General features: G+C 36.1%; 18 protein-coding genes and 2 tRNA genes. 17 read left to right on the top strand and 3 right to left on the bottom strand.

The window, feature by feature from the left end; genetic code table 11:
• The first annotated feature begins 142 nt into the window (after positions 1–142).
• A complete protein-coding gene (locus RM549_RS08090) occupies positions 143–916 on the top strand; it encodes a THC0290_0291 family protein (RefSeq protein WP_311683565.1) in 774 nt (257 codons plus the stop codon).
• Here the strand turns inward: RM549_RS08090 and pncA are convergent.
• From pncA to RM549_RS08075, 3 genes are read right to left on the bottom strand one after another with little or no spacing between them, the layout of a single operon-like run.
• A complete protein-coding gene (gene pncA, locus RM549_RS08085; protein WP_311683563.1) occupies positions 909–1520 on the bottom strand; it encodes a bifunctional nicotinamidase/pyrazinamidase in 612 nt (203 codons plus the stop codon). The genes RM549_RS08090 and pncA overlap by 8 nt on opposite strands.
• Positions 1517–2926 (bottom strand): nicotinate phosphoribosyltransferase, encoded by a 1410-nt coding sequence (locus RM549_RS08080; protein ID WP_311683560.1) that lies wholly within the window; start codon positions 2924–2926, stop codon positions 1517–1519. The genes pncA and RM549_RS08080 overlap by 4 nt, the downstream gene beginning before the upstream one ends.
• Positions 2927–2951: 25 nt before the next feature.
• Entirely contained in the window at positions 2952–3473 is a 522-nt protein-coding gene (locus tag RM549_RS08075; protein ID WP_311683558.1) for a macro domain-containing protein, read from the bottom strand.
• A gap of 234 nt (positions 3474–3707) precedes the next feature.
• Between RM549_RS08075 and RM549_RS08070 the strand changes: the two genes are divergently transcribed.
• The 16 genes from RM549_RS08070 (at position 3708) to RM549_RS07995 (ending at position 19620) form a co-directional block, all read left to right on the top strand.
• A tRNA-Asn gene (locus RM549_RS08070) sits at positions 3708–3781 on the top strand.
• Between the two features lie 48 nt (positions 3782–3829).
• Positions 3830–3903: transfer RNA gene (locus RM549_RS08065), tRNA-Asn, on the top strand.
• A gap of 651 nt (positions 3904–4554) precedes the next feature.
• Positions 4555–5670, top strand: coding sequence for an ATP-binding protein (locus RM549_RS08060; RefSeq protein WP_311683556.1), 1116 nt, complete (start codon positions 4555–4557; stop codon positions 5668–5670).
• Positions 5671–5823: 153 nt separating this feature from the next.
• Positions 5824–6498, top strand: coding sequence for a hypothetical protein (locus tag RM549_RS08055; RefSeq protein WP_311683554.1), 675 nt, complete (start codon positions 5824–5826; stop codon positions 6496–6498).
• 123 nt (positions 6499–6621) lie between these two features.
• The gene (locus tag RM549_RS08050) at positions 6622–6912 is read left to right on the top strand and encodes a helix-turn-helix transcriptional regulator (RefSeq protein WP_311683552.1); all 291 of its coding nucleotides are present in this window, start codon (positions 6622–6624) and stop codon (positions 6910–6912) included.
• Between the two features lie 34 nt (positions 6913–6946).
• Entirely contained in the window at positions 6947–8170 is a 1224-nt protein-coding gene (locus RM549_RS08045; protein WP_311683550.1) for a primase-helicase family protein, read from the top strand.
• 240 nt (positions 8171–8410) lie between these two features.
• On the top strand, positions 8411–9310 hold the full coding sequence (locus RM549_RS08040; RefSeq protein WP_311683548.1) for a DUF8464 domain-containing protein: 900 nt from the start codon (positions 8411–8413) through the stop codon (positions 9308–9310).
• 115 nt (positions 9311–9425) lie between these two features.
• Positions 9426–9722: a mobilization protein MbpA gene (mbpA, locus tag RM549_RS08035; RefSeq protein WP_311683546.1), complete on the top strand. Its 297-nt coding sequence runs from the start codon at positions 9426–9428 to the stop codon at positions 9720–9722.
• Positions 9719–10582 carry a relaxase/mobilization nuclease domain-containing protein gene (locus tag RM549_RS08030; RefSeq protein WP_311683545.1) on the top strand — a complete coding sequence of 288 codons (864 nt, stop codon included), beginning with the start codon at positions 9719–9721 and terminating at the stop codon, positions 10580–10582. Before mbpA ends, RM549_RS08030 begins: the two co-directional genes overlap by 4 nt.
• 17 nt (positions 10583–10599) lie before the next feature.
• Complete coding sequence (locus tag RM549_RS08025) at positions 10600–11049, top strand: DUF6730 family protein (RefSeq protein ID WP_311683543.1); 450 nt, start codon at positions 10600–10602, stop codon at positions 11047–11049.
• Between the two features lie 836 nt (positions 11050–11885).
• A complete protein-coding gene (cas6, locus tag RM549_RS08020; protein ID WP_311683541.1) occupies positions 11886–12683 on the top strand; it encodes a CRISPR-associated endoribonuclease Cas6 in 798 nt (265 codons plus the stop codon).
• Positions 12680–14641 carry a hypothetical protein gene (locus RM549_RS08015; RefSeq protein WP_311683540.1) on the top strand — a complete coding sequence of 654 codons (1962 nt, stop codon included), beginning with the start codon at positions 12680–12682 and terminating at the stop codon, positions 14639–14641. Before cas6 ends, RM549_RS08015 begins: the two co-directional genes overlap by 4 nt.
• Entirely contained in the window at positions 14641–15561 is a 921-nt protein-coding gene (locus RM549_RS08010) for a type I CRISPR-associated protein Cas7 (RefSeq protein WP_311683539.1), read from the top strand. Before RM549_RS08015 ends, RM549_RS08010 begins: the two co-directional genes overlap by 1 nt.
• Before the next feature lie 12 nt (positions 15562–15573).
• Positions 15574–16344, top strand: coding sequence for a type I-B CRISPR-associated protein Cas5b (gene cas5b, locus RM549_RS08005; protein ID WP_311683537.1), 771 nt, complete (start codon positions 15574–15576; stop codon positions 16342–16344).
• A 10-nt stretch (positions 16345–16354) separates the two neighbouring features.
• A complete protein-coding gene (gene cas3 / locus RM549_RS08000; RefSeq protein WP_311683535.1) occupies positions 16355–19117 on the top strand; it encodes a CRISPR-associated helicase Cas3' in 2763 nt (920 codons plus the stop codon).
• Positions 19117–19620: a CRISPR-associated protein Cas4 gene (locus RM549_RS07995; protein WP_311683533.1), complete on the top strand. Its 504-nt coding sequence runs from the start codon at positions 19117–19119 to the stop codon at positions 19618–19620. The genes cas3 and RM549_RS07995 overlap by 1 nt, the downstream gene beginning before the upstream one ends.
• Positions 19621–19663: the final 43 nt, after the last annotated feature.

Below are 19663 nucleotides of genomic sequence, written 5' to 3'. Positions count from 1 at the left end.
ATTTCTGCAAACGATACCTGTTCATTTTTATGTTTTGATATAATATTAACATGATAATTTAAATGAATCTTTGGAATTTCTGTTTATTAACGATGTTAAAGTTCTTTTCATATATTTGCTTCTACCTATAGCCAGTCCCAAAATGCTACGTACTGTGTTCTTTTTGTTTATTTTTTTCCTTGTTTTTGGCGGGAAAAGCTATTCTCAATTTGGATTTACGCACGAAATTGGGGTTTTAGTTGGACCATCTTCTTTTTTTACTGATTACGGGGAACGATGGAACTTAAAAAACAATATAAATAATTCTGGTTTAGGTGTAGGAATAGTACATTATATCAACTTCGCCTTTGACTCAGATTGTAATTATCGGGTTCAAAATTCGTATTTTAATAAGCATTTTCGGGTTCGTAGTGAGTTTGACTATTTACGATCCAACCTGGAGCATCATGGCCCTGTAGCCTCCCAAAATACTGTTGGCGGCCAATTACTAAGGGCTATGCATGGTTTTTCTGAAACTTATGAAATGGGGATGCACCTGGAGTACCACCCTGTTAATATAAGGGATTTTGCAAATTTCGGTTATCTGTTTTCCCCATATGTAAGTCTGGGAGCGCATTTAGTACATTTTCGACCAAGGGCTTATTCAGATCTTGGACCTTTAGATGATCCCGCTAATGTTTTTCCCACCTTTGAGGGTGGGATTGAGCTTGAGCCAAAGAACACATTTGCTGTAATTGGAAGTATGGGAGTACGCTATAAAATTCACCGGACCGGGGATTTTTTAATCGAGGGCAAATGGCATTACTACAACAGTGACTGGATTGATGGTCTAAATATTGATGCTCCCCAGAATAAAGCAAATGACTGGGTGTTTTGGGTAGGCATGGGATATGTTCAGCAACTCAACTTTAATTAATAAGATCTTCAGAAGTAATTATTTTCCCTCTTTTTTTCAGAATTTCTTCCTTTGCCTTCTTAAATTCATTATTATCCAAAGCTCTGGTGGCATCTTCTATTAAAATTGCTGAAAAGCCTTCCTGTAGTGCATCTTTTACTGAAAAATATACGCAGAATTCCGCAGCAAGTCCGCAGAAATATATTTCCTCCACTCCTTTTTCTTTCAGGTAACCGGTAAGTCCCGTAGATTTTAAATGCGCATTATCATAAAAACCGCTATAACTATCTATTTTAGGATTTGTACCTTTTCTGAAGATCGCTTCAATTTTAGAAGTATTTAATTCCGGATGAAATTCGGCTCCTTCAGAATTTTGTACACAATGAACCGGCCATAATATTTGCTGAATTCCGTCGAGGTCAATGGTTTCAAATTCATTTTTATCAGCATGGCTATCAGCAAAACTAGCGTGATTTTGAGGATGCCAATCCTGTGTGGCAATTACCAGCTCAAACTTCTCCTGGAGCTCGTTTACAACCGGAACAATTTTGTCTCCTTCGGGAACCGCTAAAGCACCCCCCGGCATAAAATCATTCTGAACATCAATAATTAATAAAGCTTTCATGATAGTTGTTTATATTCCTTAATCAATTTATCACGCTCTTCTTTTAAGACCTCACTAATTCCGATTTTATAAATATGAGGATTGTTAAAACGTTTGTATTCTATGGGTAGTTCAGCCAATCTCGAAAGACTGTAAGCCGCTATATCTTTTAATGATTGCTTTTCTAAAAATGATTTCCCATTATGCATTACCTTATGCAGTAGCGGTTCCTGTTTAAAATCCTGAAGTTTCATAGATTTATATGGCTCAAAAGGATGAAACATTTCTTCTATCTGCGTCTCAGATCTCAACCCGATGGCGTCTGCTCCAACACATTGCCCGTTACTGTTTTTTATTCTGAAGACTTGCTTTTTATGCGGAAGGGTAACCTTCGCAAGGCTTTCTGAAATTTTAATTCTTGGTTTCCCGTTGGATTCAGCCAATTTATAAACCCCGTCCAAAGCAGAATCTGGGTTACCCGTAACCAGATTTGTACCTACGCCGAAGATATCTATAGGGGCCTGCTGTTCCAACAGACTTTTAATCACATACTCATCCAATTGATTAGAAGCCGCAATTTTCACATAATCCAATCCTGCTCTATCAAGAAGTTTCCTGCTTTCTTTCGCAAAATAGGCCAAATCCCCGCTATCCAGCCGAACTGCGAAAAGCTTCTGCCCTTTCTCCTCCATTTCCTTTGCAACAGTAATTACATTTGGAATTCCGCTGGCTAAAGTGTTATAGGTATCCACCAATAAAACACACTTATCGGGGCGACCTTTGGCGAAGCTCCGGAAAGCATCAAGTTCATGATCATAACTTTGCACAAAGGAATGCGCCATAGTACCAGAAACCGGAATATCAAAATTCCTCGCAGCCACAACATTACTTGTACCGTCGAACCCTCCGGTAATGGCTGCCCTGGTAGCATAATAACCTCCGGGGCCTTGCGCTCTTCTGAGTCCGAAATCCAGCAAGTGCCGGTCTCCTGCGACCAGCCTCATCCTGCTCGCTTTTGTAGCAATAAGCGTCTGGAAATTCAGCAGATTCAAAAGAATGGTCTCTATGATCTGGGCTTCTATAATATTTGCTTCTATTTGCAGTACAGGCCTTGTGGGGAAAACAATATCTCCTTCCTTAACGGAATATATTGATCCCCGGAATCTAAAATTCTTTAAATAGTCCAGAAAACCCTCATTAAATCCTGCTTTTTTAAGGAAAGCAATATCTTTTTCGTCAAATTGCAGATTTTCAATAATTTCCAACAAATCCTGAAGTCCCGAGAAAACTGCATAACCTCCTTCAAATGGTAATTTTCTGAAGAAATAATCAAAAACAGACTGATGGTTTTTATGACCATTCTCAAAATAAACCTGGGCCATAGCAAGCTGGTACTGGTCTGTATAAGTAGCAGTAAAATCGAACATAAATAATTTTGCCTTGGTTATTAACCTATTGAACTTCTGCAAGTTTTTTCTGGTAAATATCCAGATCTTCCTGCGAGAACAAGACAAATTTAATCTTTTCTACATGCTTAAGAGAGGGAAGTTCGGCTAAAATTGTTTTAATAGCAATACCGGTTGCTGCTTCCATAGGAAAACCGAATGCTCCTGTAGAGATTGCAGGAAAAGCTATAGAAGTAATTTGATTTTTTTCTGCAAGGCGCAGGACGTTAGTATAGCATTTTGCCAGTAGTACATCTTCCGGTTTATTTTTGCCGTAAACGGGACCAAGACAATGTATAACATAGTCATTTGGCAAATTATAAGCTTTGGTAATTACAGCCTCACCTGGTTTTATAGGTGCCAAATCCTGACATTCCCTGAAAAGGTCATTACCTGCGGCATGATGAATTGCTCCAGCCACTCCACCCCCTGTAGTTAGATGGGCATTAGCAGCATTTACAATGGCCATTATATCGGGTTGTTGGGTAATTCCACCCTTAACAGCCATTATCTCAACTTTATTACGCATAATTCTCAATAATATTTTTATGAATTTAGCGTTTTACTGTCTCATAAAAAATCATATTCTCATTTTTCTATATCTCTGTTTGACATTTTGATTTTCACTCCTGTAATTAACTGAATAGCAGGATCAAATTTTAATCTTATTTCCAGCATATTTTTTACCATTATTTTTTTGATAATATTTAGCGAGAAATAAAAAATATATTATATTTGCGTCCGCAAAATTGATTGCGAAAATTCCTCCTTAGCTCAGTTGGTTAGAGCATCTGACTGTTAATCAGAGGGTCCTTGGTTCGAGCCCAAGAGGGGGAGCAAAAAGCAACAGAAAGCTTTTTTTAAAAATTCTGGACATACTGAAATTCCTCCTTAGCTCAGTTGGTTAGAGCATTTGACTGTTAATCAAAGGGTCCTTGGTTCGAGCCCAAGAGGGGGAGCAAAACAAAGCCTTTTGAGAAATCAAAAGGCTTTGTTTTTTTCATGGGTACAACATAGGTACAACAAATTTTTTTTCTTAATTGAAGGTCTATCAATTTCTCTTTGGATAAGCTTCGGTGATATTTTCGTTTTGATGATCGTAGAAATTGGCTGTAATCTCATTTTTTCTTTTTCTTTAAGCACATGAGATATTAAGTTGATTGAATATGATGAAAACTCCAGAACTTAAAATTCAATATGTTTCAGACCTCCACTTATAATTATCTGAGAATCAATTTTTTGAAGAATTTCCAGTAAAGCCTGCTGGAGATATACTTATTAGCTGGGGATGTTGTTCCTCTTATAAGCCTTGACGATTTTAGTTATTTTTTGACCAGCTTTCTCAAGATTTTGAAGCGGATTTTTGGATTCCTGTTAATTATGAATACTATAATTATGACCTGGGATTAAAAAGTGGTTAGCTTCAAGGAAAATCAGGGAGAATATATGGTTTTTAAATAATCAGGAAATTATTTATAGGAAATACCGGTTAATATTTTCTACGCTATGGTCATACATCTCTTCGCAAAAAACACTTCGCAGCAATAATTTAATCTTTGGGGAATGTAATCCCTAAAAAACATTATATTTGGGGAATACAATCCTTAATTATGATAGAAAGAGCATTACAGAAAAAAATTGCGAACCGCTTTGGAAGCGGTAAGGCAATTCTTTTAATTGGCCCCAGACAAGTTGGTAAGACAACTCTTTTCAATAAATTATTGGAAGGGAAAGAATATCTTTTTCTAAATGGAGATGATCCCACGGTTAGAAAACTACTTTCTAATCCTAATTTAGAACAACTCAAAAATATAATAGGGAATCACCAAATTGTATTTGTAGACGAAGCCCAACGTATGGATAACATAGGAATCACTCTCAAATTAATTACAGATCAATTAAATTCGGTTCAACTCCTGGTTAGTGGCTCTTCTGCCTTCGAATTAAACAACCAGACTCAAGAACCGCTTACAGGCAGAAAATGGGAATATCAGCTGTATCCTATCTCCTGGGGAGAATTCGAATCACATATAGGATTTCTTAAAGCCGAGCAACAATTAGAATTAAGAGTAGTCTACGGGATGTATCCTGATGTGATAAATAATTTTGGAGAGGAAAAGGATATTCTGAAACAACTTACCGATAGCTATTTATATAAAGATATCCTAAGTTATGGAGGAATTCGGAAACCAGAAATACTTGAAAAGTTATTGAGAGCTCTTGCCTTTCAGATTGGCAGTGAGGTGAGTTATAACGAATTATCTCAATTGTTGGGGATTGATAAAAAAACGGTAGCAACCTACATTGACCTTCTCTGCCAGGCATTTGTAATATTCAAGCTCCCAAGCTTCAGTAGGAATTTACGCAACGAAATAAAAACCAATCAAAAAATATTCTTTTACGATACCGGTGTTAGAAATATGATAATTGGCGATCTAACGCCTATGGAAAGCAGACAGGATAAAGGAAATCTGTGGGAAAATTTTTTAATAGCTGAACGTTTAAAGTTTAGGGCTTACAACAGTTCTCTTGCTAAAGGATATTTTTGGAGAACCGTGCAACAGCAGGAAATTGACTATGTTGAAGAAGAAGCTGGGATGCTGAAAGGTTTTGAGATCAAATGGAAGCAAAAAAGTAAAGTAAAAGTGCCAAAGAAGTTTTCAGAAACCTATGATGCGAAAGTCACTATTATTAATAGAGATAATTTTAGAGACTTTTTGAATTAAATTATTGTAATATATTCTAAGATTACATCTTTCAAATTACAAAGTTCCACCGCTCCGTTGCCTAAATCCCTTTAGTTTACTATCATTTGGTCTATTTTGGTACTTCTTCCTAAAGTTTCTTTTGGTTATATTTAATAGGTTGAACCTATTGGCATGGAAAAGTTTATTCTAAATGCTGGAAAAGCATTGGCTAAATGGAGGTCAGGGATAAATTATTTCCTGGAAGAGAAAGTGCAGAATAACTCAACCAATCTTATTCTCTTCATCCTTTCTATTTTTGTTGTTTTTATCCTAAGCTTCAGCCTTATTTTCGGAATGGGATCTATCGCTGATAATTTATCCGTTTTCTTGATCCTTTTCGTAATAATGCTTTTGGTGCTGGTTTGGCTGGCCATTTTCTACGAATCAAATAAGTATTTAGAAACCGGACGTCATGATTTTCGGATAATTCCTCTTAAGAAATTGGAGGTAAGGTTCGAACTACTAAATCTTGATAAAGAATCAAAAGAACAATTTATCAGGTTGATAAAAGGATTACGGGTTAGGAAAAAAATCAATTTCACCATGGGCAACAAAAGCGGTGACTCGGCCAATCATCGTATCCTTTTCGTACTGTTCGATGAACTGGTCGCTGGCGGTATTCAAGAACTTACCGGGGAGCGGAAACGTAGCTTTTTCAACTTACTCATGGATTCCTTCTTAATGAACAACGAGCCGCTAAAAGAAAACACCTTAAAAACCAGTTTTTCCACCTGGAAAAACGATCAGGAAAAAATTAATTCCCGCAATCAGCGAAAGCTCGTCCGGCAGATGCTGGGAATAGAATAATTATAGCGTAATCTTCTTTTTATTCCAATTATCCTATTGATTTATAGGTATTTGCTTTCCTAAGTTTGTCTTGCGCAAAATGTAAAAGGCCTTTTACTCATTTTTAATTTTAATGCTATAGTTATGAATGAGCAAGAACAAGTGGTGGGTTTATTGGAAGATATTAAAGTCTTGCTTTCCCACACTAAAAAAGTAATGAACGTGGAAGATCTGGCACAATATACAGGACTCTCCAAAAGCAAGATCTATAAGCTTACCCATTTGAAGCTTATCCCTACCGGCAATAATCCGAATATCCGTCAGAAGTTTTTTGATAAGGATAAGATTGATGCCTGGCTGTTGGGAGAACCAAACCTTTCTGATGAATTCCTGGAGCAACAGTTTAATCAAAAGCTGCTAAAGAACCGAAAGTAGATTTTCCCATTCACTAACCTTAAAATTTTCGAAGATGAAAAATATATCCTATATCAGGGTTGGTACCTGCTACTATAAAATCGTACAGATACCTACCATTTCAGGGAGCTTTAATGAGAGTTTAGTTCCATGGAACATTGAAACCCTCCGCAATGATCACGGCAAAGCTTTTATTGGCGCTATTAAAAAATATGATGGCTTTACCTGTCTTCCCGGTCATAAGGATTTCAAAAAGGAATGTCACGGGTTTTACAATACCTATTCTCCTTTGCCTCATATCCCGCAGGAAGGGAAAGTGGATATTTCACTACGTTTTGTTAAGCATATTTTTGGGGATCAGTTCGAGCTGGGACTTGATTATATACAGCTACTGTATTCTAGGCCGCTCCAGATCTTACCCATCCTGTGCCTGGTATCCAAAGAGAGGGTTACAGGTAAAACAACCTTTCTCAAATGGTTAAAGGCAATTTTTGATAATAACCTGACTTACCTCACCAATGACAATTTCAGCAGCCAGTTTAATGCTGATTGGGCAAACAAACTTCTTATATGTATTGATGAAGTACTGTTCAACAAAGAAGAGCTTACAGAACGGATCAAATATTTAAGTACCACCGATTTTAATAAACTGGAAGCTAAAGGCAAAGACAAGCGCGAGGTGGAATTCTTTAGCAAGTTTATCCTTTGCAGCAACAATGAAGATAACTTCATTAAAATCGATAGTGAGGAAACGCGCTTCTGGGTATTAAAAGTTCCTTCCCTAAAAAAAGAAGAAACCCATTTTTTAGAAGACCTGAAGGCAGAAATTCCGGCATTTCTATATTACCTGGATCAGCGCCAGTTAACTAGCAGGCACAGCACGAGGATGTGGTTTGCGCCAGAAGAGGTACGCACCGATGCTTTGACCAGTTTGATGCAGAATAACCGAAACCGTGTGGAAAAGGAATTGGCCAATATAATCCTGAGCGTCATGGAAACTTATGAAGTGGATGAAGTAAATATTTGTCCCGTGGATGCTTTGCATGTTTTAAACCGCACCCGGATTAAAACGGATCTAACACAATTGCGGCAGATCCTAAAAAAGGATTGGGAACTAAGCAACCAGGACAATTCCCTTAGCTATCAAAAGATGATCATGTGGGTGGATGGCGGACTGGGGTTCATTCCTGCAAAAGGAAGATACTATACTGTTACAGCATCTTTTTTACTGCAGCGCTTTGGCCACGAACAGCAAAGTGATGAGATGATGAATAAGTGATACACCTGCGAAAGGTACGGTTTATATGATCTTTCCATCAAATAATCATCATTCCAGATCATCCTGAGAGTATACTACTAGTAAACAGCATTAGGTTATTTCTTTTTTTTTGATGAATGATGAGAAAATATAGATAGGACTAGTGATACTCTGGGTTTTCAGCCGCATCATTTTCCTCATCGTTTTTTCATCAAAGAATAATGATGAAGTGGGAATAGCAAGAATTAGTAGTACTCATCAATGAAAAGTGAAATGAGAAGAGAAAATTGTATATCCAAGAGCTGTGAAAGCGCCCGTAATATTTGCATCGTAAAAACGCTTGCAAAATTAGGGCACTTCCCCAGCAGAACATCGGAGAAAGAAGCTTGGTTTCTGAGTCCCCTTCGGTCAGAAACCCAAGCCTCTTTCAACGTTTCTTTGCGTAAGAACTTATGGTATGACTTCGGAATTGGCAAAGGAGGTTCTATTATAGACTTAATTATGGCTATGAAATCCTGTTCTATAAAGGAGGCAGTGCAATTCTTACAAGCGGATACTTTAATTCCTTATTTTATTGCGCCTACACCACAAATCTCTTCTGAAAACAAAATCAAAATTACAGCTGTAGGGTCTCTGGAGCATCCAGCTTTAGTAGGGTATTTGAAGTCCCGGAACATTTCTATTGAAGTTGCCCGGAGGTATTGTAAAGAAGTTTGGTACACGTTGAAAGGCCAGGGATACTTTGCTGTAGGATTAGAAAACAATTTGGGGGGATGGGAGCTTCGCAATAAATATTACAAGAATTCCTCTTCTCCTAAATCATATAGCTTTATTGATCATTCATCAAATCGACTTGTGGTAACCGAAGGCATCTTTGATTTTCTTACCCTGGCAGTTCTAAATGAAGGTTTAGTAAATGCTTCAGATGGTATTGTACTTAATTCTCTTGTTTTCCTGAAAGACATCAAAAACATTGTTTCTAAATACCACGAAGTATTTCTCTTTCTGGATAACGACCCTGCAGGAGAAAGAGCTACTAAATCGCTTTTAAGCTTTTACGATAATGTCACTGATTGCAGTGATTCTTACCACCCATATAAAGACCTGAATGAAAAACTGATCTTCAATTCAAAGAATAAAAAAGTTGAAGGAGAGGAATAAATATAACCGTAAATGCCTATTGGAGAATTTCAGTTGAAAGGGTAAAGCAAGATGTGTCATTGTCATGACATTCTTGCTTTACGCCCGGAGGTTGCAAAGACTTTAAAAGAAAAAAATGAAAAGGGAATACATCCAGATCCGCTGCTCGATTTACGAGAAGAAGCTGCTAAAAAGAAGAGCGGCCAGGGCAGGAATTTCCCTTTCAGAATATCTCCGATCTACTGCCTTTGAAAGAAATATTATAGAACGGATTACACCGGAGCAGTTGGAATACTACCGGATGTTGGTACAATACAAAAATAACTTCGCACGGATAAGCAGCATGTTTAAAAAGCGGGATCCTAAGTTGGCTGCAACGGTGGAGAAGCTGGCGGAAGAAATCAGGAACCATTTAAAAAACTTTAAAAAATGATAGGGAAAGGACATTCAATTTCCAGCACAAAGGTATCCATATCCTATGGCTGGAACCAGGAAAAAGAGGCTGAAGTAGTGCTGAAAGAACATCTGGCAGGAGATACTCCCGCTGAAATAACGGAAGAGTTCAAAATTATCCAGTCGCAAAATGAGCGTTGCCATAACAACACCTTAAGCTTTATAGTAAGCCCGTCGATTGAGGACGGAAGAGATTTAACCAAAAAAGACCTGGAGGAAATCGCTAAAAAGTTTTTAAAGGAGATGAACCTGCAAAACAATCAGTCCATTGGGTTTGTTCACCGGGATAAGGCGCATACCCATATTCATATCTATACCAATAGGATTGGTTTTGATGGAAAGGCCTACAATGACAGCTTTATTGGGAAAAGAAGCCAACTAGCGGCAGATAATGTAGCAAAGGAATTAGGGCTTAGCAGGGCGCGGGGAATACAAAAGGAAAGACTTCAGGAGTTAAAAAACCTTCGACAGGAAATAAAAATTATAAATGACCGGGTCCTTAAAACAAGGCCAAAGTCGATGGATGAGTATATGAGCAAAATGAAAGCTCATAAAGTGGAAGTGATTCCCACTGTCAATAAATCCAATCAACTGCAGGGGTTTAGTGTGGAATACAAAGGAGTAAATCTCAAAGCAAGCGAGGTACACCGGGACATGAGTGGCAATAGACTTATTGCGCAAATTTCTCAAAACAGGAGTCTTACCAGGTTAAAGGAAGCACCAAAAAGCCTGCTGATAATGAACAAAACGGTACAGTTAAGTTCTAACCTGAGCACTAAAATAGCCAAAGAACTTATAAAGGGAGCATTGAAAGCACTGGATACCGGTATAGGAATATGATTTTAAAATTTTGAGCAATGAAAAAACTAGACGAGATTATGGAATTGATGGCCGATGAAATGACTGATTTTAAAACTACTGTTCTGGAGCTTCAACGACTTTCGGATAAACTATTTGATCTCAGCATCCCCATTACAACTGAAGTTCTGGAAAAAGAATTGAACATCTTTCTGAAAAAGCAGGAAACGCAAAGCCAGGAAAGGGATGAAATTCTAAAGGGCATTGATAAGAAATTAAAGAATGCCAGGCTGATACCAAATTACCTGTTGATCCTTTTTGGTAGTATGGGAATACTTTCTTTAAGTTTGGTAGGATACTTTAGTTACACCTCAAAAGAAAAAACAGAGCAAAATTTTGAAATCTACCAGATGATCATGGAATCTCAAAATAAGCGATACGATGATTATTTCGAAGCATATCCGAAAATCAAAGAGGCATACTGCAAGTGGCTAGAGAGTGGATACTAGGGTTTGTAATGACAAATGGCCTGTAGCAAAAATTAATAAATTTGCGGCAAATGGCCTGAAACCCTCAGTAAACCCGTTGAAATTTACGGCAAAAAATTAGTAAAAAATAAAAGCAATTTTTTAGATCAGTGGATAATGAGTGGATATTCCAGTAAATGGGCTCAAAGACCCTGAAAACAGGCCGAAATTTACTGGTAATGTAAAACATAAGTAGGATGCGCCCTATGCTGTTTTTACTTAACACTTAACTTCCCGTACGCTATAAAAACAGCACAGGATCCGGCGCAGGTAAGTTATGGTAGATAAGGGGCTAGGTAGGGTTATTTAAACAGTTTTACAAAAACTAATAACATTCGCCGACTTTCAGAAAACCTCTTGAAGAGAAGATTTATTTTTCTATAGGAATATTAAGAGAATTTTAGTAAATATGTAATCCCTTCCGATAAAGATTCCCCTACGAGTTTGCATCTAAGGTCTAATGTTCTATTCACTAAATACAAATAGAGGGAATTTCAACATCACTACAGTTTTTCGTAGTGGTACCAATAAAACACAGTTTACTTTTAGAACATCTTTTTATTAATAGCTGAAAAGTCAATATTTTGAACACTTGCAGGAGACATTTCTTAAGGTCGGGGAATGACATAGATGGCGATATATTCAATGAACTTGTTTTATTATTATAAAGTAAAGGCTATTATAAACTTTATAAAGAACCCCTGGCAGGAATCCAAATCTGCAATCTGTATTTACAAGATACGGCTTTATTCGCTCAGAGAAGGGTAAAAATATGAATCTGTAGTGGCGCGATTCTTTTGAAATAAATTATTAAAGAAATGAAATTTAAAATCACCTTAGAATGTTTTGGGAATTACCGAACCTTACCGATTAACTACCAATATCCTTTAAGTGCTGCGATTTATAAAATTATTGATCAGGCAGATAAGGAATATGCCGAATTTTTACATCGAGAAGGTTATGGCAAAGGCTATAAATTCTTTTCTTTTTCTGATCTTAAAGCAAAGTTTAGAATTCACGGGGACAGAATGATCCTGCAGTTCCCTATCGTATCTTTTTTTATCAATTTTCATTTACCCGAAGCATCACAACATTTTATCAAAGGCTTATTTCAGTTTCGGAAAATAAGCATTGCCGATAAAAATTCTAAAGTAGACTTTGAAGTGAAAAATATAGAGGCTTTAGAAAATCCTTTAAAAACAGCTAAACCTAATGAGATTATTGAGGCCAATTTCAAACCACAATCGCCAATAGTTTGTGGCATTAAAAACGATAAAAAAAATTATGCTTTCTTAGAGCCGGGAGAGGAGCAATTTAATGAGAGTCTTATTTATAATTGGCGCCAAAAGATTGAGGCCAATTATGATGTGGAAACCGCAGATAATGCTCTATTAATTTCCGAAATCTATTTCTATGGAAATAATGCCGCCCGGTCCAGACTTATTACCATAAAAGCCGGTACCCCAGCCAAAACTAAAATAAGGGGGTTTCTCAATTTTAAACTCCGTTTAAGAGCCGAAAAACGCTTTGTCGAGATTTTGCAGAATTGTGGTGCCGGGCTTTATAATGCGCAGGGAATGGGATTCCTTCAACCTATAAACACTAATGCACTATGATTAAAGAGCTCGTAAATTTTACCGAACAATTGGAAGAACCCTTTAAGATACTAGGCTATTCGCCCAAAGAGGGTTTACATATTGTAGTGAATAAGATTACCGATAATCAAGGTTATTCTAAAATTGACCTTCAAAATTATACTTACGAAAGGTACGATAAAAAAATGAAGGCGGAAGATGAAAGCGAATTCCTGGCTGATTGTAAAATGAAACAAAAAAACAGTTGGTGTGTAAATACCAATAAATGTTTTGATCTACCCACCAAAGCAATTCATTCCTGTTCTCCTTTCTGTGTTGCTTTTAAACGGGAGCATTTAAAAGGAGGTAAAAAATATAAACAATACGAAGGAAATAAAGATCAAATCTATGATAGGTTTAATGCTTATTTCGAAAAAGCTTTCTCTTTATTCGAAAACGAAACCGAGAAGGAAGAATACAAGCTTTTTAAACAACTTTTTACTCATAATGATTTCACACTAATTCTTAATGAAATTGATTCTAAAAATGCAGAGCAGCGAGAGAAGGTCCATACCGAAATCCTAAAGATTCAGGAAAACATAAAATCTACATCAGACAAAGCTTCTAAAGAAAAATTCAAGGAAAAAATAAGATATTTAAATTACGAAGAACTGCAATTTAAAGAACTCGCGGATAGTGATTATATTATTTTCTACCTAAATCGTCCACTTTCAGATTATAAAAATGTTCACAGAAATTATTTATCAGATAAGCTTTTCAATACATCCGAGTATAACACCTCTAAAACGAACGAAACATCTACTTATGGCACTAGTGATTTTTTAAACGGGTTTCCTGATAAAAAGCCATTTTCACTACATCAAACTGCGAGCTTCGATATTGCCGGAAGAATTAGCAGCGAAGAAGCCAAAACCTTATATGAATTTCTTAATATTCTGCCCAATCGTTCTTTGCCCAATCCCCTCCCTATTTTTATTTATGAGGAAGAACTTCAAAAAGAAGCCATAAGCCTTTACGAAGAAAGTGGTTTTAAAGCTTCTTATAAAGAAATCTTGAAAAATTTATTTAGAAAGTATAGCCAAGAAGAAATAGCCAATTATTATCTTCTATACTGGCTTTTCACCAAGAATGGCGTCATTTTCAAGGATTTTGACTTCGTTTCCAAATTTGAATTTAAATTACCGGATTACTGCAAAATTGTTAACCTTTTAGAACTGAAACAAAAAGGCAGCAAACAATTAAAATCGTATCATTTGTCAGATATTTTTGATTTTGAGCTGATAGTTTTCAAGCCCCTTATTCAAAACAAATACTATCGTTTGGATTATTTCAGCGATTTAAAAAAAGACGAATATACAGGACTCGATCAAAGCTTCAGTACATTTTCAAAATATAGAAAAGCCGTTTACGATTATGTTTACAAAGCACAACGTCAAGCAATTAGTTATTACGCTTTTCGGGAAATGGTATTCGCCCGATTAAAAGATCTTCTTAAACAAGACAGTGACTACGGCATTAAAGAAATCTTGAATATCTGGTTTAGCCTTGCTGAATATTTTATTAACCCACAAAAATTAAAAATTACCATGCCCAGTAAATTGAATAGTTATCACCATTTCGTAGAGCATCTGGTTACTACGGAAGAAAAACAAACCAATGAAGCAATTACTGATGAGGAATTTGCTTTCCTGTCCGGACAGATAATTAAATACCTCCACACCAAAAGCAAATCTTCACAAAGCGGTTTTAATCTATTAGAACCTTATACACAACAATCTAAGTGTGAACAGTTCAAGCTGCGTATTGCCAATGATTTTGACCGCTATAAGCACCAAAATTTCTCTGGCAGATTTGAGCGGGCAGCTTCTTATGTATTAAGTTACGAAACCAGTGCTAACCTAAAAGATTTGCTACCCGAAATGCTCGCCGGCTTCTTTGCTGATAATAAACTTTTTTCTAACTCTAAAAATAACGACTAATGAATTCTTTTAACAACCGCGTTTACGGATGCGCCATCATAAAATCTGTAAATTCCAATTATAATGCTGATTTTTCGGGCCAGCCTCGAAAACTACCTAATGGAAAAGTTTACGCTACAGACAAGGCTTTAAAATACACCATCAGGAATTATATGAAAGAGGTTTTAGGGGAACGTATTTTCTATTTCAAATCACTGGACGAAATAATGGCGCCCCGAACTTTAGATGAAACTTATCTTCATTATTTTAAAGAATTTCAAAACGAAAAAGATAAAGATAAGTCGAAACTCCGCTTAGAAGTTTTAGAGAATTTATTAACTTGTCTGGATGTCCGGCTCTTTGGTGGGACTTATGCTGGCAAAACTAATATCTCCCTTCATGGTACGTGTCAAATCACTCCTGGAGTGAACAAATTTACTGAAGACGTAATTTATTCTGAACAAATTATGTCTCCTTTTAAAAATTCCAACGAAAAAAGTGCTGATAGCACTATGACTACCCTGGGTACTCAATCCAGATTGCAAGAAGGCCATTATGTACATAACTTTTCCATTAATCCTAAAAATATCGAAGAAGACGTTGCACGGGTGGAAGGACAAGGCATTAGCCAGGATGATATCGATAAATTAAAAGAAGGCTTACGCAGGGGAGCTTCATTTTACGATTCTGCTGCCAAAGCGGGAACCGAAAATGAGCTTTTGCTTTGGATCCAATTAAAAAAAGGTGCCAAAATTGTTTTGCCATCCTTGGTCGATCTGGTTGAAATCGATGAAAACAAAGTTATTAATCTGGATAAGGTGTATAAGTTACTATCAGAAAATCATATTAAAGATAGTATCGAAAAAATTGAAATTTACTACAGTGATGCGCATACACAGGTGAAAAATATACCTCAAGACGCTGAAAAATTGCAACTTTAATCACATAACCTTATGAAACTTATATCCATAGATCTAAAGGCAGATTTTGGATTTTTTAGAAAGCCTGATACCAATAATACCATCAACCTATCCTATAACCTCATTCATAGACCAGCAGTTTTAGGAATATTAGGAGCGATTCTAGGATTGGAGGGATATCGAAAAAAAGGAAAACTACCGCAATATTATCAATTGCTAAAAGATCTTAAAATAGGTATCAGGCCTTTAAATGATGAAAAAGGTAATTTTCTAAAAACCAATATTAAATACTCCAATACAGTGGGGTATGCCAATAAGGGTAGTAATTTCCTTACAGAAGAACTTACGCTGATCGCACCGGCTTATCGAATTTTTATCTTACTAGATGAGACAAAAGAACTCGAACAAAAACTGTACGATTACCTGAAAGAGGCTAAAGCAGAATTCATCCCTTATTTCGGGAAAAATGAATTTACAGCTTCTTGGTTAAAAAGCAGTTTTCAGGATTATACATTCGAAAAAACAAATAAAAAACAAACGGAAAATTTTACTATCCTAACTGTATTTAAAAAAGATGACAGCCTGAAAGATAAAAGTGCTGCGCCTGAAGTAGATCTTCTCAACTATGAATCCCGTGAAGAGCCTTTTCTTTATTTTGAAAGGCTTCCGGAAGATTTCGATTTGGAATTGATGCAATATAGACTTGGGGAGTTTGCTTTTACTAATTATGCAGTTCTGAATAGTTTCAGTTTAGATGATCTTTATCAGTTGAACGAAAGCAATGATTATGTGCAGCTCATTTAAAAAATCATCGGTGATCTTCAAAAACAACAAACCTGTTGATCAACTTTTAAAAAACGCTGAAAAGTATTGGGCTCATACGCCATCGTTAGAGGGTCTTAAAGAGCCTGAAACATTAAAAGAGCATATTGAACTGGTCAATGTTTATTGTGAAAAATTAATAGAGACCCATCATCTTGATTCCATTATTAATCGCTTAATTGAAAGTTTTTTAAGTGAATTTCCGGAGCTTGATAAATGTGGAGACTACCTTAAAAAACTTTTTTTAGACACTGTAATCTATCACGATTATGGGAAAATCAATGAGAATTTTCAAGTAGATAAAATGCGAAATCCCGGCTTTACAAAAGTAAAGCCTTCACCCATCTCATCGCGGCATTCGTCTTTGGGCGGCTTCATTTATTTGGCAAACCATTTCCAAGAAATTCATGCCAAGAATTTTAACCGGCAGGAAAAGGTGATGTTATTTGCAATATCCTGGTATTTCGCATATTCCATTTTTAAACATCATGGTTTTCAATTCCACGACGATATCGAGCAAAGCCTGTGTTTTTCAAAAGATACAGAGTTTGTGGACATAGCAGAATTGAAAGACTTTATGAAAAGCTATGTCGAACAGTATCATTTTGAAGTCAACCCAGCCCTGTATAACCTCATCGGTAATCCTAAAGCATTAAAAGATCCTAGTTTTACAAAATACCAGAAGTCTTTTCCGCTGTATGCGCTCTGTCGGTTAAATTTCTCATTGCTCACCGCCTCAGATTACCTGGCGACGAATGAGTATATGAACTGTGCACCACTTAATGATTTTGGTGTACTCTCAAAGGAAAGAATTGATACTATTTTTGAACACGTCACCAACCATAATTTTTTGGATAAGGCAGAAGAAAAAGAAAACTATAACCGGTGGACTTATGAGAAATTAAAGAACGAAACCTATTTCCCGGAAAAACCAACGCAGCGAAGTGGTACTAATTTAAATAAGCTGCGACAGGCAATGGCCATTGAAACCATTCGAAATTTAAGAAAAAACATACATCGCAATTTATTTTATATTGAAGCACCTACCGGTGGTGGCAAAACAAATTTATCGCTGCTTTCGGTACTTGATATTCTAAAAGCTTATGATGGCAAGATCAATAAAGTATTTTATGTTTTTCCATTTACAACATTAATCACGCAAACCTATAAAAGCATTAAAGAAGTATTTGCACTTGGTGATGATGAGGTGGTTCAATTGCATTCCAAAGCGGGGTTTAAAGAAAAAGAGACTGAAAAAGAAGATGATAATTACGGGGGTAATAAAATAAATTACATTCATCATCTGTTCGCTAATTTTCCTTTTACTCTTCTTACCCACGTTCGTTTTTTTGATATTTTAAAAACTGACCGAAAAGAAACAAATTACCTGCTGCACAGGTTGGCCAATTCTGTAGTAGTAATTGATGAACTTCAATCCTACCCACCGCAGCATTGGGATAAAGTAATTTATTTTATAAAGAAGTTTGCTTCCGCATTAAATATTAAATTTATTTTAATGTCTGCAACCCTACCAAAGATCGATAAACTAAAAATTGATGAAAATAAACAGCAGGACTTTTCCTATTTGCTTCCCAATGCAAAAAAGGATTATTTTCAAAACCCAAACTTCTGTGATCGGGTAAATTTCGATTTAAGTTTATCGGGAAAAAAAGAACTTCAACTAGATGAACTCGCCGAAACTTTACTGAAAACTTCAAAGGCCTATGCTGAAAAGGATTTTGGAGAGATCAAACCGGCCGAAAGTGTGTATACCATTATTGAATTCATTTTTAAAAAATCTGCTTCAGATTTCCATCAACTTCTAAAGGACAATGATTTTTTTGATGAAGTTTTCTTGCTTTCCGGAACTATTTTAGAACCACGCAGGAAATACATTATCGATTATTTAAAGAATATAGAAAATAGGAAAAAGCGCGTGTTACTAGTGACTACTCAGGTAGTGGAAGCTGGTGTTGATATCGATATGGATATAGGTTTTAAAGACCGTTCCCTAATTGATAGTGACGAGCAACTGGCAGGCAGGATCAACAGGAACATTAATAAAAAGGAATGCAGGCTATTTTTATTTAAATATGACAAAGCAGGATTAATCTATAAAGATGAACGCCTTAAAATTTCACAAAAATTAAAACCTGAGGAGTATCGTTTAATTTTAAGAAATAAAGATTTTGACCGATTATATTACGATAAAGTAATTAAAAAACGTAATGAAGCATACGATACCAAGTTTCTAAAGAATTTTAAGGATTACAGAAATCTCGTCGAATCTTTAAAGTTTAAGTCGGTAAACGACCAATTTAAGCTAATAGAACAAAACAATATTTCCTGTTTTATCCCTTTACCCATTCCTATTATCATTTCAGAAAACAAGGAAAAAACAGAATATACTTTCAGTAAAAGTGAAAGGGATTTCCTAGAAAAGCATTCCATTTTTCCAAACAAAGAAAATAAAATTTCTGGGGAAGAAGTGTTTGATTTATATCTAAATATAATCCAACAAAAACAGGGTTTTATCACCAAGAAAACCAGTCAAAAGATCTTACAGGGCATCATATCGAACTTTATCTTTTCAATTTTTGCTTCTGATAAGATCAAGACTGAAATTATTAAATTTTCAGATGAAGAAAAAAGTGAATTTGGCTACCAGTATATAGAAAGTTGGAAAAAATTTTATGATTACGAAGAAGGATTTAATGCCGACGAATTTCAAAGTATAGAAACGCAATTTTTATAATGCTGGTAAATGCCACTCATATCAATTTATTGCACGTTTGCTATCGCGAATTGTGGTTGCACTATCACGGCATAAGAATGGAACAAACTTCCGCTACGGTTGCCGAAGGTAAGCTCATTGGCGAAACGTCTTATCCTGACCGTTCCCAGAAATATACCGAGCTGGCTTTGGATGGCGTAAAAATTGACTTTTACGATCCCAAGGAACAAGTGGTGCACGAAGTTAAAAAATCTGATAAGGTGGAAGAAGCGCATATCGCGCAGGTGAAATATTATCTCCATACTCTAAAAAATAATGGAATAGATAATCCTTCAGCCATTATTGAATATCCTAAACTACGTCAACGCCAAATAGTGGAATGGGAAGATGGTGATGCCCGAAAAGTGGAAACCTGGAAAGAAAAAGTGATTGAAATATGTTCCCAAGAAAAGTGCCCACCGCTGCTTCATTCCCGAATCTGCCGAAGCTGTAGCTATTTCGATTTTTGCTATGCGGAGGAATAAATGAAAGTAAGGATTTTTTAACCAAAAATTACAAGATCACGGA

The sequence above is a fragment of the Autumnicola patrickiae genome (genome assembly GCF_031846525.1).
Classification (GTDB): domain Bacteria; phylum Bacteroidota; class Bacteroidia; order Flavobacteriales; family Flavobacteriaceae; genus Autumnicola; species Autumnicola patrickiae.
This window is presented reverse-complemented; position numbering and strand designations above follow the sequence as displayed.